Raw genomic sequence first — 14,940 nt, forward strand, 5'->3', positions numbered from 1 at the left:
GTTAAATGCAATATATATTTATTTATAAACATAATACGGAGAAATTTTATTTCTAAAAATAATTTTCCTAAGGCTAATAGAGAAATCAGAGCTAGAGAAGTTCGTTTAATAGGCGGAAACGGCGAAATGCACGGCGTCGTAAATATTAGAGAAGCATTAGATATGGCGGAAAGAGCCGGTCTTGACTTAGTCGAGATATCACCGAATGCTGTACCCCCTGTCTGTAAAATTCTAGATTTTGGTAAGTTTAAGTACGAAAGCAAAAAACGTTTGCATGAAGCACGCAAAAAGCAAAAAATCGTCGTACTTAAAGAAATGAAATTTAAACCTAATATTAGTATAGGTGATTTTGAAACTAAGCTAAGAAAAATAAAAGAATTTTTAAAAGACGGAGATAAAGTAAAAATTTCTTTATGGTTTAAGGGACGAGAGATTCTTCATAAAGAGGTCGGTCAAGAACTATTTAAACGTATAGAAGTAGGGCTCGAAGGACTCGTTAAAATCGATCAGCATGCTAAAATGGAAGGTAAGCAGATGATAATGATCGTTAGCCCTGATATTAAGGTGCAATAGCTACTCAAATCGTCATTACGCGCGAACGTAGAGAGTGTGACAATCTCAGGAATTTTACTGTTTCATGAGGTTGCCGCGTCGAGGCTTTGCCTCTCCTCGCAATGACGTGTAATAACAACAATAAAAAATCAAATCTAAATAAGTTATGCCGATTAAAATTTTAATGCCTGCTTTATCTCCAACTATGACGGAAGGAAATCTAGCTAGGTGGTTAAAAAAAGAAGGGGACAAAGTTAATCCTGGAGAAGTAATTGCTGAAATTGAAACCGATAAAGCAACGATGGAAGTAGAGGCAGTAGACGAAGGTATACTTGCCAAAATAGTTATCCCACAAAATAGTCAAAATGTACCTGTTAACTCTTTAATTGCCGTGTTAAGTGAAGAGGGGGAAGAAAAAACGGACATTGATGCGTTTATTGCAAAAAATAATAGTGTATCACCGTCACCGAAAACAGATGCTAATCTTCCGAAACCCTACGAGGATATAGCTAATGTAGAAGAACAGGTAACAGTTATAAAACATGATGCTAGTAAAATATTCGCCTCACCGCTTGCAAAAAGACTTGCAAAAATGGGAAATATTAGATTTGAGAGCGTGAAAGGTAGCGGCCCGCACGGTAGAATAGTCAAACAAGATATCTTATCATATACTTCTAGCACTGCTCATAATAAAATAGTTAGCAGAAATCCTGAAGAATATCGTTTAGTACCAAATAATAATGTCCGCAAGATTATAGCCAAGCGTCTGCTTGAATCTAAACAAACAGTTCCACATTTTTATTTATCTATAGAATGTAATGTCGATAAATTGTTAGATATAAGAGAAGACATTAATAAATCTTTTTCTGAAGATAAATCAACAAGGATATCGGTTAATGATTTTATTATTTTAGCAGTAGCCAAAGCTTTACAAGAAGTGCCAAATGCCAATGCTAGCTGGGGAGAAGATGCAATTAGATATTACAATAATGTCGATATTTCAGTAGCGGTAGCGATTGAGAACGGGCTTATCACGCCAATAGTTAAAAATGCCAATCAAAAAAATATTCTAGAACTATCTCGTGAAATGAAAGAATTAATAAAGAAAGCAAAAGATAATAAATTAACCCCTGAAGAATTTCAGGGCGGAGGGTTTACCATTTCTAACCTCGGTATGTACGGTATTAAGAATTTCAATGCTATAATTAACCCACCGCAAAGTTGTATAATGGGCGTCGGAGCTAGTGCAAAACGTGCTATAGTCAAGCATGATCAAATAACTATAGCAACAATTATGGACGTAACTCTTTCTGCCGATCACCGAGTAGTAGACGGAGCAGTCGGTGCTGAGTTCTTGGGAGCATTTAAAAAGTTTATAGAGCGTCCCGCTTTGATGTTGATATAAGTCGTCATTGCGAGCAGCCATAGGCTGCGTGGCAATCTCTGAGATTGCTTCGTCGAAACTTTCAGTTTCTTCTCGCAATAACGTTGAAATTTCATCCATAAACAAATCACAATAAAATAACATGCGTTTTTCAGATAATTTAGCAAAAATTTTAGATAAATACGAAAATTTAGGCAACAAACTATCTTCCGGCATTATGGGAGACGCGTTTGTTAAGGCATCTAAAGAATATGCAGAACTTGAAGATGTTGTAGCAAAAATTAAAAAATATAATAAGGCTAAATCTGACCTTGAAGAAGCAAATAATTTTAAGCTAGAAGTGGGACTTGATAATGCCACTTTAGAAATGATTAAAGACGAAATACACACTCTTGAAAATTCGTTACCAAAACTTGAAAGAGCCGTAAAAATTGCTTTATTACCGAAAGATGATGCGGATAGTAAAAGTGCTATTATTGAAGTTAGAGCAGGAAGCGGCGGAGAAGAAGCTGCACTTTTTGCTGCCGTACTTTTTAATATGTATCAAAGATATGCTGAGTTAAAAGGATGGCGTTTTGAGATATTAGCAATTTCCGATACGGGAATAGGCGGTTATAAAGAAGCATCAGCGTCAATAAAAGGCAAAGATGTGTTCTCTAAGCTCAAATTTGAGTCAGGCGTTCATAGAGTACAGAGAGTACCGGAAACGGAATCACAAGGACGTATTCATACTTCGGCAGCAACGGTTGCAGTACTTCCTGAGGCTGAAGAGGTTGATATTAAAATTGAAGATAAAGACTTAAGAATCGATACTTATAGAGCTTCAGGGGCTGGTGGACAGCACGTTAATACTACCGATTCTGCCGTACGTATAACTCATATCCCTACCGGTATTACCGTAGCATTGCAAGATGAGAAGTCACAGCATAAAAATAAAGCAAAGGCGTTAAAAATTCTACGTGCTAGAATTTATGAAGAAGAACGACGTAAAAAGGAACAAGAAAGAGCCGATAGCAGAAGAGGGCAGGTAGGTTCGGGAGATCGTTCGGAGCGGATACGTACTTATAATTTCCCACAGGGAAGAGTATCCGACCATAGAATAAACTTAACACTTCATAAGATAGACGAAGTAGTTAAAAACGGACAATTAGATGAGTTTGTTGAAGCTTTAATTGCGGATGATGAAGCTCAAAAACTTTTGGAGATATACAGCAAAAATACAGCCTAATAAACAAATGAAACCACAAGCATCTATAAGCGGTAAAATCTGGCAGCAAAAACTGATTAACGAAGATATAGTCACCGAGTTATGTCGTAGTTTCAAAATTAGTGATTTACTTGCTAGGATAGTATCATTAAGAGTAAATGATCTAGAGGAAGTAGAAAATTTTTTGATACCGAAAATCAAAAATTTATTACCTGATCCTTTTCATCTACTTGATATGGAAAAGGCTGTAGATAGAACCGTTACAGCTATTTTAAATAACCAAAAAATATGTATCTTTGCCGATTATGATGTAGACGGTGCTACTTCAGCCGCTTTACTTAAAAATATTTTTAGAGATTTAAATATACTATGTGATATTTATGTTCCCGATCGTATAGCTGAAGGATACGGTCCAACTCCTTTTGCTATGCAAAAAATTAAAGATAACGGCACAGAATTATTAATTACGGTTGATTGCGGTGCTATGGCACATGAAGCCCTAAAATACGCAAAAGATGTTAACCTTGATGTTATAGTAATCGATCATCATATAGCTACGGAAATATTACCGGATGCAGTAGCTATAGTAAATCCAAATCGTATTGATGAAAAAAGCGAATATAAACATTTGGCAGCCGTAGGAGTTGCTTTCTTATTTGCAACTGCAATATTATCGACTTTAAAGAAGCAAAATTATTTCACGCAAACAATGCTTCAGCCTAATCTCATGAAGTATCTAGATTTAGTGGCTCTTGGTACTGTTTGCGATATGATGAAATTAACAGGCTTAAATCGTGCATTTGTTGCAAGCGGATTGAAAGTAATGCAACAAAGGCACAATATAGGGATTAAAACATTATATGATATGGCAGGGCTTAATGAAATACCAAAATGTTATCATTTAGGGTTTATTCTAGGTCCGCGTATCAATGCGGGCGGTAGAGTAGGAAAGTCAAGTTTAGGGGCTAATCTCCTATCTACTAATTGTTCTAATGAGGCAAATAAATTAGCTAAAGAACTTGAAAAACATAATAATGAGCGTAAAGTAATTGAGTTATTAATGATAGAAGAAGCGATGGAAATTGCTTTGACACAACAAGATAGTAGTTTATTATTTATCGTAAAAGAAGGATGGCATCCAGGCGTTATAGGAATCGTTGCCGGCAAATTAAAAGAAAAATTTGATAAGCCGGTGGCAGTTATAGCTTTAAATGACGGGATTGGTAAAGCTTCATGCCGTTCTATTTTAGGTATTGATTTTGGTGCTGAAATTATCAATGCTAAAAGCAAAGATTTGCTAATAGCAGGCGGAGGTCATGCTATGGCGGCAGGTTTTACCGTAACTGCTGAAAAATTACAAGCATTGCAGAATTTTTTTAATAATGCTTTTAGAATTAGTATAAATAAACTAGAAAATTATAAGCATGCGGAATATGATATTGATTTAACGGTTAATAGTGTGAATTTCCCTTTAATGGAGGAATTAAACACTTTAGAGCCTTTCGGTCAAGGAAATCATGAGCCTATATTTAAATTCGATGATTTATTTGTATTAAAAGCGGATATCGTTGGAAGTAAGCATATTAAATGTATGCTTGTTCCAAATAAGCGAGGCTTTGGTAATAAAGCCTTATCTGCTATTGCTTTTAATTCGGTAGGAACTGCATTTGAAGATGTTTTATTAAGCCCTAAAGCAAAAAATATTGCCGCAATAGGAACGTTAAAAACTAATAATTGGCAAGATAATTATACTATTCAATTAATTATAAAAGATATACTTCTAAAAGAGTAGATAGACAAGTATATATAATAACAACTTAAAAAATAATAATTTGTGAATAATAATTTATGAGCAATTTAAAGAAAACAAAAAATACTACAATTTCTAAAGACTTAGCAGAAGTACAAGAGCATTATCAAGATTATCCTTATCCTTTCAGAGACCCAAATCAAGAAAAAGAACGTTTACTTGCAACGTGCGGTGAGTCCTTAGGAGAATTAAACCATTTTCTATATCAAGGAAAAGAAAATTTTAATAATAATTTTAGATGCTTAATAGCAGGCGGCGGCACCGGTGATTCGACTATTTATCTTGCCGAGCAGTTAAAAGATAAAAATGCCGAAATAATATATCTAGATTTCAGCAAACCTAGCATGGAAGTAGCACAAAAACGTGCAGAAGTACGAGGTTTTAAAAATATTAAATGGATTAATGATTCAATATTAAATATACCTAATCTAAAACTTGGAAAATTTGATTATATAAATTGTACCGGCGTGCTTCATCATTTAGCAAATCCTGATGAAGGTTTAAAAAATCTAAAAGATTCTTTAAAGCCGACCGGCGGTATGGGTTTAATGGTATATGCTAAATACGGACGTACCGGTGTTTATCAAATTCAGGATTTAATGAAAATGATAAATAAAGATACTAAAAGCCGTGTCGAAGAAGTAATGAACGGGAAGCTAATTCTAGATAATTTGCCTGCTACTAACTGGTATAAAAGAGGTTGGGAGTTATTTTCAGATTACCAAAATTACGGTGACGTCGGAGTTTATGATATGTTCCTGCACAAACAGGATAGAGCCTATTCCGTTCCTGAGTTATATGAATTCGTAGAAAAAGCAAACTTAAATTTTGTTGATTATCTTGATCCTTTAGAGAAGATTTTATTAAGACCGGAAAATTATGTAAAAGATTTTTCACTTCTACAAAAAGTTAAAAAGATGGATAAAGTAACTAGAGAAGCAATTTCCGAAATACTTACCGGTAATATTATTAAACATTCATTTTACGTATCAAATCAAAAAGATAGTGTAGCCTCTCTTGATGACCTTGATAATATACCGTACTTCCATAATATTGCCAATTTTGCTAAACAAATTTATGAACATTTGGAATCTAATCCTTCAGCAGTAAATAACGCTATTAATTTTACTATTAATAATGGGATATTAAATAATGTTAATATCTCAATGTCGATATTTAGAAGCACTAAATATATTTTTAAATATATGGTAGAAGAGAAAAGTTTAAGAGAAATATTTGATGCGGTACGCAGCGAATTAAATCAAGAAATAAGCAATGAGGCCTTATTAAATGAAGTTAAAAACGTATGCATTCCATTACTTAATACAAATGTGTTATTGTTAAAATCAAAGGATTGCTAGAGTTACGTGGATTGATTTATCCGTCATTGCGAGAAGAGGTTACCAGGGTCGTCATAAGCTACGCAACCGTAAGCTGTGCGGTAATCTCATGAAATAATAATAAACTCCCAAGATTGCTTCGTCATTTTCTCGCAATGACCATTATTACCTGCTCGCAATGACGATTTGGGTTGACAATGTGCTATTAACGTTGTTAGTATGTTTTTACATACATAGGCAGCTCTTATAAGCTAACAAGATAAATAATTCTTCAAACCGCAAGAATAAATAAAACTTTCTAAAAATCTAATTTGATTCCTAATTTAAATAAGTATATTACTTACCTTTAAACTTAATTGCTAACTCAACTTTTCAATTATAATCTATTAATAATAAAATAATGAACACAACTAATAAAGAATCCACAGCAGAACTTAACAATACCGAATCCAATAACAATCATAATAATTTTGCAGAGAACGGTAATATTATTAATTTAAAACAATTAAAACGTAAATTACCGGAGGAACTACAAGCTCAAGCAGAAGAATTAAAAATTGAAAATATTAATTCATTACTTAAACAAGAATTAGTTTTTGCAATTTTGAAAAAATCCGTAGAGCAGGGAGGTTTAATAGTGGGAGAGGGGGTACTTGAAGTACTACCTGACGGATTTGGTTTTTTACGTTCGCCGGAAGTAAACTACTTAGCAGGCCCTGATGATATTTATATTTCTCCTAGTCAGATTCGTCGCTTTGGTCTGCGTACCGGTGATACTGTAGAAGGTCAGATCAGAGCTCCAAAAGCCGGAGAACGTTATTTTGCTTTACTGAAAGTCAATAGAGTAAATTTTGAAGACCCTTCTAAAGCTTATCATCGTGTTCATTTTGATAATTTAACCCCCTTATATCCTGATGAAAAATTAGGATTAGAACTTGAAAATAATAGTAAAGATAGTAAGGATTTTAGTACACGGGTTATTGAACTTGTTGCCCCTATGGGTAAAGGACAACGTGCATTAATAGTAGCACCGCCTCGTACAGGTAAAACCGTATTATTACAAAATATAGCACATGCAATTACAACCAATAATCCGGAAGTATTTTTAATAGTACTGTTAATAGATGAAAGACCTGAAGAAGTAACCGATATGCAACGTTCCGTGCGTGGGGAGGTTGTTAGCTCTACTTTCGATGAACCGGCAAGTAGGCACGTGCAGCTTGCAGAAATGGTTATCAAAAAAGCAAAGCGTTTAGTAGAACATAAAAAAGATGTGGTAATTTTAGTAGATGCGATAACACGTTTAGCTCGTGCTTATAATACCGTAGTGCCGTCATCAGGTAAAGTATTAACGGGCGGTGTTGATGCTAATGCTCTTCAGAGACCTAAAAGATTTTTCGGAGCAGCAAGAAATATTGAAAACGGCGGTTCACTTACTATAATCGGTACGGCTTTAATTGAAACCGGTTCTCGTATGGATGAGGTAATTTTTGAGGAGTTTAAAGGTACAGGTAATTCCGAGATAATTCTAGATCGTAAGATTGCCGATAAGCGTATTTATCCGGCTATTGATATAACTAGATCAGGAACTAGAAAAGAAGATTTATTAGTAGATAAAATAATATTAAATAAAATGTGGGTTCTTCGTCGTATTATCGATCCGATGGGTAGCAGTGAAGCAATGGAATTTTTACTCAAAAAACTTGAAAATACTAAAACTAACGGTGAGTTTTTTGAGATGATGAAGAGTCCTGAACGTCCTAAGAACGGTCTATAGTCAATTGATACCTATATTGCGCTTCGTTGTTAATCGGCTTGCCTATTATTATAGGCTTCGCTCCTCACGCCTGTTACAGTATAGGTCTGAATTGACTATAGTATTCTAAAAAAGTATATAAAATCATGAGTATAACACCTGATTATTTAATTGAAAGAAGACAAATAAAATCTCGTTTGTTAATTTGGAAGCTAGCAGCTATTATTTTAACTGCGATCGTATTCTTACTAGTCGGTAAAGATTTTGCTCCAAAAGAGGTTTTACCTATTAATAGTAATGAAGACTATATAGCTTCCGTATTAATAGATGAAATAATTCTTGAAGACGAAAAGCGTGACAAAAAGCTCAAAAAAATAATCGATGATTCTCATATTAAAGCTTTAATAGTTAACGTAAATTCTCCCGGCGGTACGGTAGTCGGCTCTGAAAAAATTTATAATATTCTACGTAAAATATCCGCAAAAAAGCCGGTAGTGATAGTTATGGGAACAATGGCTACAAGTGGCGGTTATTTAATCTCTCTTGGAGGTGATTATATTATCAGCCATAACGGAACCATTACGGGTTCAATCGGTGTAATACTACAAACAGCCGAGATAACGGAGCTTGCTCAAAAATTGGGGATTAAGTTTAATAATTTCAAATCGGGTGAATTAAAAGCTGTCCCAAATCCTACCGAAAAACTGACGGAAGCAGTGCGGGTAACTATTATGGAAAATATAGAAGATACTTATAATTTCTTCCTTGAACTTGTTTCAGAGAGGCGTAATCTTCCTATAGAAGAAGTAAAAAAGCTCGCAGACGGACGAGTATATTCAGGTCGTCAGGCTTTAAAGTTAAAGCTTGTGGATGCTATAGGCTCGGAAGATACTGCATTAAAATGGTTACAGGAAGTTCAGAAAATTAATGTTAATCTACTAGTTAAAGATTATCAATTAAAACCAAAATTAATGGACATAATACTTGAAGATTTTGATAGTATAGCACCTAGTTTTTTTAAAAATAGTTTTAACGGAATCAAAGCGATTTTTTAATAATGATTACTAAGAATTATTTAATAGATAAAGTACATGATAAGCTGAATTATCTTTCTAAAGAAGATGTTAAAGATTCAGTAGATTTAATTTTAGATTATTTAAACGAATCTCTTAAAGAACAAAAGCGTGTTGAAATCAGAAATTTCGGTAATTTCTCTATCCGCAAACGCAAATTTCCTGAAAGCGAAAAATTCTATAATACGGTTTATTACAGAATGCCTAAAAATTTATTTAAGGAGTAAATAAGTTATGGAATGGGCTAAATATAGTACTAAGAGAAGTGGCAAATAATAAAAAGCATGGTACTAAATAATAATATTTTTTCCATAGCTCTTCATATTGAAGATTTAGAACTCTTCAAAAAAATATTATCGATAGATGGGAAACTGGTTATTCAAGCACTTAATATAGACTCTTTTATATATCACGATATTATAGGTAATGGGAAATATGATTCTTTTTTTGAAGGATTATATTAATTAACTTAAATGATAGTAAATCAACAATCATGCCTTTAGTATCTGAATAAGAAAGAATATTATCCTATTGTTGAAGAATTATGTAATGAATCTTTAAAGGAAAAAACATCATCAATAATGATATATTTAGAAAAAGAATCCGATAATCACCCTCTACCTAGATGGGAATATGAAGAAACTTTAGAATATTATTTAAAAACTAGAAAAAATTATGATAAGCCTAAACCTGAACCCGAGATAGAAATAAGCGAAGATGAACCTAATTTAAATTATGCAGAATTAGATTTAAAATATTATGAAGAATCTTTAGACTATTACTGAAAGGTTATAGGGTAGGGTAATAAAATTTTCCTCTCACTTGACATTATAATAATAGGCAGCTATCTTAAGCGTAAAATTAAAACAGGGTATTTATGATAAGATATTTAATGATTTTATTTGCTTCTATAGCTTTAATTGGCTGTACCGGTCAAAAAACTACGAAACCCAAAGAAGTAGTAGAGCTTGACGGTGATCCAAGCTATGCAATTATGCAAACAATCGATAGTACTAACAGAAATATCGCTAACACTACTTCATCTCTTCCGAGTACTCCGGCTAGATAGAAATGCTTGCTATTATTGCTTCTGCTAAAACTCTAAATTTCGAGCAGTTAGCTCCCAAGACGGAGCTGACGACCCCAATGTCCCTTACGTTAACTAATCAACTACTTTCTACACTCCAAAGCTATTCTGAGAATCAATTATCGAAAATAATGAATATAAGTGCAAAACTTGCACATATAAATAAAGAAAGATTTAAGGATTTTGACAATCAAGAGAGTAAAGCGGCTATTTTTGCTTATGCAGGAGATGTTTTTAATAATATACATATAGAAAAATTAACTAATCATGAATTAAATTTCCTGCAATCACATTTGCTTATTATATCAGGACTTTACGGAGTCTTAAAACCGCTAGATACTATTAAGCCGTATAGATTAGAAATGGCAACAAAATTAAATGAAATAAATTTAACAAACTTTTGGCAAGATGAAGTCACTAATTATATTAATAAAATTCTTGCTAAACAGGAAAATAAATATTTACTCAACCTAGCATCACAAGAATATTCATCTGTAATAAACCCAAATAAACTTAAATATCAATTAGTTAACGTTCATTTTAAAGAAAATAGGAACGGTAAATTCTCAACAATCGGTATAAATGCTAAAAAAGCTCGAGGGGTGATGATCAAGGTTATTGCTAACAACCTAATTGACTCACCTGAGCTACTTAAGAATTTTTCATATTTAGGTTATGCATTTAGTACTAAACACTCATCCGATAACGAATTGGTGTTTATTAAGAGTTAAAATAGCAGAAGTGCAATACCAATAGAAATGCTTCAAGTTATTAACTTTAATTAAAAATTAGTATTTTCTTTACAAAATAGTGGATTTACTTTATAATGCATGCCTATTTATTAATAAGTATTTATTATGATAAAAAATCCTAAATCTTCAGCAGTCTCAAAATTTAATCCTATAGCATTGTCACACAATAAAATAATAGAGTTTAAATCAAAAAAGTCTTTAATTGTAGCGGGGGAATGAATAGAACCAAAAAATGTAAAAAGTTCTATAGATGCCAGTGCAGAAATAGCAACAACTCTTTTAAACTCTTTAGATAGCAAAACAACAAAAAAATTGGGTATTCCACAAGTAACAAGCCTAAAACTTAATACACTAAAAACTTTATTTGATAATTATGAATATAAAAATATTCAAGAACATAAAGTGCTGAAAGAAGCCTTAAGCAAATATCATGTTGCATTAAAAGCGAATAAAGAAATTAGCATTTTTATAAGCCCCAAAACTTATAGTACTCCTATTGTAAATAAAGAACCCGAAACTATTAATTTTATAAATATTTTTCTTCAACTTCAAGGGATGATCACTGCTATACATTGCAGTATAATGAATAACCATTTGGAAGTAGCAGAAAAATTATTTATAGATATATTGTCAAAAGCAAACATAGATTTAAATTTAATATATTTCCAATACGAATTTCAAATTCATAAAGCTTATACCAATACTTTATTTGAGTTAGTCAATCAGTTTATATCAATGGAGTATGGAGATAAAATTATTAAAGATTTAACACCTCATATAAAGCATTATTACAATATTACATATACAATCTCTACCATGTTAATTAATAATAATCACTTAGATGAAGCTAAAGAATTGCTTACGGCAGCACTTAGCAATATCACTATAGATGATCAAGTAAATGCCAAAGATATAGGTTGGTGCCAGTATAACTTAGGGGTTGTTTATTATAAAACTGGTCAATTAGAACTTGCTATAAAATATTATAATAGTGCAATAGATAGGTTACCTGAAGAGGAAGAAATCATATATAATTTATGGACTATCTATGGTTATCACTCTGATTCAAAAAATATAGAAAATTTACTAAATAAAATGCCTGAAGGTAGCCTTAAAGCTTTACTAAAATTAGGTCGAGACTTAAATAATATCACCAATGACAAATTAGAGACAATGAATTCTAAAAATTTATTACCTTACCACGTTCAAAGGTTTGAGCTTTATAAATATACCGCTAAATATAATGCTCTTTCAGATGAGAGAAAAATTGCACACAAAATACGTTTAGCAAAGGATTTAAATATGAGTTACTTGTACTTTCGGTTGCCATTTATACAAAATAATTGGATATAGCACGTAATTATTAAATAACATTCCTAACAACGATATTGTTATTTATAAAAGTTAAAATTTATCTACTTTAGCAGCTTTTCCTGATCCAAATTCTATAATTTATAATGCAAATACATTAAAAAAAGAAGAAATAACAGAAGTCCTTAACGCTACCAGCATCTCGCTAATGGCAGAAGATGCAAAAGAATTTGTTTCTAAAAATGCTCAAAAAGTTTTACAAAATGTAGAGAAAGTTTTAGAAGACGCCCCTCAAAATGAAGAAACTTTAGAAATTGGAATAAATGCTGCTTTACTTAATAATGACATAAATAAAGCTAAGGAATATGCAAACCAATTAAGTAAGGAAAAACAAGAAGAAATTTTTACAAATGATTTTGGAGAGGTTAATGACGCAGAGGATTTAGATCAATTATTTAAGCAATATGATGCAAAAAAATTCACCAGTATTATCAGCTTAAAAAAACAACAGCTTCATATATTAAGTCATAAAATTACTCATTATATCACTTCATGGAATATTCCAGAGAAAGGGTATATTAAAAATACTGAAGCTACTTGTATAGGTAAAAATATAAAGGTCAAGATTGTTATAGTATTATTGATGAAAAAATAAAGAATAAAGAAAGCTGTTGATTCTTTACCGCCACGGTTTGAGAAAGCTATGGAGCAAGGAATAATACATCATCAATATGGAATAAATGGAGTTAAATTTTTGAAGGAGAATGCTGTTGAAATAAAAATTAACGCCGGTAAACGTATATTAACGGATAAAATTTATGAAAACACAAGAAAAGAGTTATTAATAAATTTTGATTATGAGACCAACCATAAAGAAGCTGAAGTATTTATTAACGGTCACCATTTGGAGATTTGCTCTACCGAAGGTTTATAAATCTTATCCTGAATTGATTTATCTATCTAATTGATATTCTCTAACTTTTCTTTGAACACTGAAAAACCTCTACTTTATGCTGCGTTCGCCGTTTGATACCTTTGTAGAAATACCGAAAAATGGAGAATGGTGAGTGATAGAGGGCTCGAACCTCTGACCTTTACGATGTCAATGTAACGGTTCGTTTTACCTTACTTTTTGCCTTTTTCTTATAAACCAATTTATACCTCACAACTCTTTATATGTTAAGGGTTTTTTCTTACTACCAATACTATGCTTTAACTTTAGTAGAGTTGCAATAATTTGTCAATCTTTAAAAAATATTAGAAATTTTAAAATAGGATATGGATATAATGAGCATATAGCGAGTCAAATTTTATGATCAATTTTTACCTTGCAATTTACTTGGACCTTTTGAATTTATGAATCAATAATTACAATTATTAGTTGTTTATATTGTAAAAGTAATAATCAAGTTCATTGTAATTATATTTGATATAGAATTTGCTATTACAATTAAAACATACTACAGTTTTAAATATATATTTCGGTTAAGCTATGGTAGGTAATATTATGCCAGTTAAATCATTACTTTTTACTAAAGAAATGCTTCAAGAAATAAAAGCTCCAGAAGCAAAGCGAGATATATATAAAGATACCAAAGAAAAAGGATTATTGCTAATCGTCTCATACGGTGGTAGTAAAATATTTTATTTAGGAGTGGTACTTAGTAAAAAGTATCATAGAATCAAAATAGGAGTATTTCCCTATCTATCTATTATTGATGCAAGACTCAAAGCATCTGAGTTAAAAGGGAAAATTGCTCAAGGATATAATCCTATAGAAGAAAAAGCTAGATTATCTAAAGAGCCTACCTTTAAAGAGTTTTATGATAGATACCTTGATGAATACAGTAAAATTAATAATAAAAGATGGAAAGATTATGCTGCTTCTGTAGATAGATATGCAAAACATTTATATAATAGAAAAATATCAACCATTCAAAAAGCAGATATTCAAGAATTATTTAATAAATTGACGAAAACTGGTAAATATGGAGCTAATAGATTTCTTGAAGTTTTAAGTCCTGTATTTAGTAAAGCAATAGAATGGGAATTATTAACAGTAAATCCAGTTATTGGCATAAAGAAGCACAAGGAACAATCTAGAGATCGATATTTAACTAGGGAAGAAATACCACGATTTTTTACAGCAATATCAGAAGAGCAAAACCAGGTAATGAAGGACTTTTTCTTAATAGCTTTGTATACATCAGTTCGTAAGGATAATGTACTTACTATGCGTTGGGAACAGATTAGTTTTGCTGATAAACAGTTATATCTTCCAGATACTAAGAATGGTGATCCTCACCGTTTACCTTTATTAGATCAGGCAGTAGAAATATTAAAAGCCAGGAAAGAGCAATCTGATAGCATTTGGGTATTTCCAAGTGAGACAAGCAGTAGTGGTCATTTGCAAGAACCAAAGAAAGCATGGAAGAGGATTTGTAAAAAGGCAGGAATAGAAAATTTAAGAATCCATGATTTAAGAAGAACAATACCAAGCTGGATGGCAATGACCGGAGCAAATCAATATGTAATAGGACAGCTTCTAAATCATAGAGATCCAAGATCAACGGCAGTTTATACTAGACTTGCCACTGATACTGCTCGAGAATATATGCAAAGAGCCATTAATGAAATGATCTCTACAGTTCAACAGTAATAAATATAG

The 14,940-nt window shown here is 32.1% G+C and carries 17 protein-coding genes; 16 read left to right on the forward strand and 1 reads right to left on the reverse strand.

Annotated features, from left to right (window positions below; translation table 11 throughout):
- The first annotated feature begins 12 nt into the window (after nt 1-12).
- The 12 genes from infC to MCI_RS00635 all read left to right on the forward strand — a co-directional run bounded on the left by infC (nt 13) and on the right by MCI_RS00635 (nt 10,940).
- Nucleotides 13-573: a translation initiation factor IF-3 gene (gene infC, locus MCI_RS00580; protein WP_083837055.1), complete on the forward strand. Its 561-nt coding sequence runs from the start codon at nt 13-15 to the stop codon at nt 571-573.
- A gap of 145 nt (nt 574-718) precedes the next feature.
- Nucleotides 719-1,957, forward strand: coding sequence for a pyruvate dehydrogenase complex dihydrolipoamide acetyltransferase (locus MCI_RS00585; RefSeq protein ID WP_014409234.1), 1,239 nt, complete (start codon nt 719-721; stop codon nt 1,955-1,957).
- 121 nt (nt 1,958-2,078) lie between these two features.
- The gene (gene prfA / locus MCI_RS00590) at nt 2,079-3,164 is read left to right on the forward strand and encodes a peptide chain release factor 1 (RefSeq protein ID WP_014409235.1); all 1,086 of its coding nucleotides are present in this window, start codon (nt 2,079-2,081) and stop codon (nt 3,162-3,164) included.
- 7 nt (nt 3,165-3,171) lie between these two features.
- A complete protein-coding gene (recJ, locus tag MCI_RS00595) occupies nt 3,172-4,935 on the forward strand; it encodes a single-stranded-DNA-specific exonuclease RecJ (protein ID WP_014409236.1) in 1,764 nt (587 codons plus the stop codon).
- Between the two features lie 56 nt (nt 4,936-4,991).
- Nucleotides 4,992-6,314: a class I SAM-dependent methyltransferase gene (locus tag MCI_RS00600; protein ID WP_014409237.1), complete on the forward strand. Its 1,323-nt coding sequence runs from the start codon at nt 4,992-4,994 to the stop codon at nt 6,312-6,314.
- A gap of 379 nt (nt 6,315-6,693) precedes the next feature.
- Nucleotides 6,694-8,070, forward strand: coding sequence for a transcription termination factor Rho (gene rho / locus MCI_RS00605; protein ID WP_014409238.1), 1,377 nt, complete (start codon nt 6,694-6,696; stop codon nt 8,068-8,070).
- A gap of 125 nt (nt 8,071-8,195) precedes the next feature.
- Complete coding sequence (gene sppA, locus MCI_RS00610) at nt 8,196-9,104, forward strand: signal peptide peptidase SppA (protein ID WP_014409239.1); 909 nt, start codon at nt 8,196-8,198, stop codon at nt 9,102-9,104.
- Nucleotides 9,105-9,106: 2 nt separating this feature from the next.
- Nucleotides 9,107-9,349 (forward strand): HU family DNA-binding protein, encoded by a 243-nt coding sequence (locus MCI_RS00615; RefSeq protein ID WP_014409240.1) that lies wholly within the window; start codon nt 9,107-9,109, stop codon nt 9,347-9,349.
- A 57-nt stretch (nt 9,350-9,406) separates the two neighbouring features.
- Nucleotides 9,407-9,586, forward strand: a complete 180-nt coding sequence (locus MCI_RS00620; RefSeq protein WP_014409241.1) for a hypothetical protein — start codon at nt 9,407-9,409, stop codon at nt 9,584-9,586.
- Nucleotides 9,587-9,703: 117 nt separating this feature from the next.
- The gene (locus MCI_RS00625; protein WP_014409242.1) at nt 9,704-9,907 is read left to right on the forward strand and encodes a hypothetical protein; all 204 of its coding nucleotides are present in this window, start codon (nt 9,704-9,706) and stop codon (nt 9,905-9,907) included.
- Between the two features lie 92 nt (nt 9,908-9,999).
- Nucleotides 10,000-10,191, forward strand: coding sequence for a hypothetical protein (locus MCI_RS00630; protein ID WP_014409243.1), 192 nt, complete (start codon nt 10,000-10,002; stop codon nt 10,189-10,191).
- Nucleotides 10,192-10,193: 2 nt separating this feature from the next.
- Complete coding sequence (locus tag MCI_RS00635; RefSeq protein ID WP_014409244.1) at nt 10,194-10,940, forward strand: YaaA family protein; 747 nt, start codon at nt 10,194-10,196, stop codon at nt 10,938-10,940.
- 110 nt (nt 10,941-11,050) lie between these two features.
- Here MCI_RS00635 and MCI_RS09280 read toward each other — a convergent pair whose 3' ends face one another.
- Complete coding sequence (locus MCI_RS09280) at nt 11,051-11,260, reverse strand: hypothetical protein (protein ID WP_041404088.1); 210 nt, start codon at nt 11,258-11,260, stop codon at nt 11,051-11,053.
- Nucleotides 11,261-11,273: 13 nt separating this feature from the next.
- Between MCI_RS09280 and MCI_RS09285 the strand changes: the two genes are divergently transcribed.
- The 4 genes from MCI_RS09285 (at nt 11,274) to MCI_RS00660 (ending at nt 14,931) form a co-directional block, all read left to right on the forward strand.
- Nucleotides 11,274-12,314 (forward strand): tetratricopeptide repeat protein, encoded by a 1,041-nt coding sequence (locus MCI_RS09285; protein WP_232202673.1) that lies wholly within the window; start codon nt 11,274-11,276, stop codon nt 12,312-12,314.
- Nucleotides 12,315-12,480: 166 nt separating this feature from the next.
- Nucleotides 12,481-12,927: a hypothetical protein gene (locus tag MCI_RS09290; RefSeq protein ID WP_232202674.1), complete on the forward strand. Its 447-nt coding sequence runs from the start codon at nt 12,481-12,483 to the stop codon at nt 12,925-12,927.
- A gap of 48 nt (nt 12,928-12,975) precedes the next feature.
- Nucleotides 12,976-13,206 carry a hypothetical protein gene (locus MCI_RS09295; RefSeq protein WP_041404089.1) on the forward strand — a complete coding sequence of 77 codons (231 nt, stop codon included), beginning with the start codon at nt 12,976-12,978 and terminating at the stop codon, nt 13,204-13,206.
- A gap of 558 nt (nt 13,207-13,764) precedes the next feature.
- Nucleotides 13,765-14,931: a tyrosine-type recombinase/integrase gene (locus MCI_RS00660; RefSeq protein ID WP_008579904.1), complete on the forward strand. Its 1,167-nt coding sequence runs from the start codon at nt 13,765-13,767 to the stop codon at nt 14,929-14,931.
- The last annotated feature ends 9 nt before the right edge of the window (nt 14,932-14,940 follow it).

The organism is Rickettsia montanensis str. OSU 85-930 (genome assembly GCF_000284175.1).
GTDB classification, from domain to species: Bacteria; Pseudomonadota; Alphaproteobacteria; order Rickettsiales; family Rickettsiaceae; genus Rickettsia; species Rickettsia rickettsii.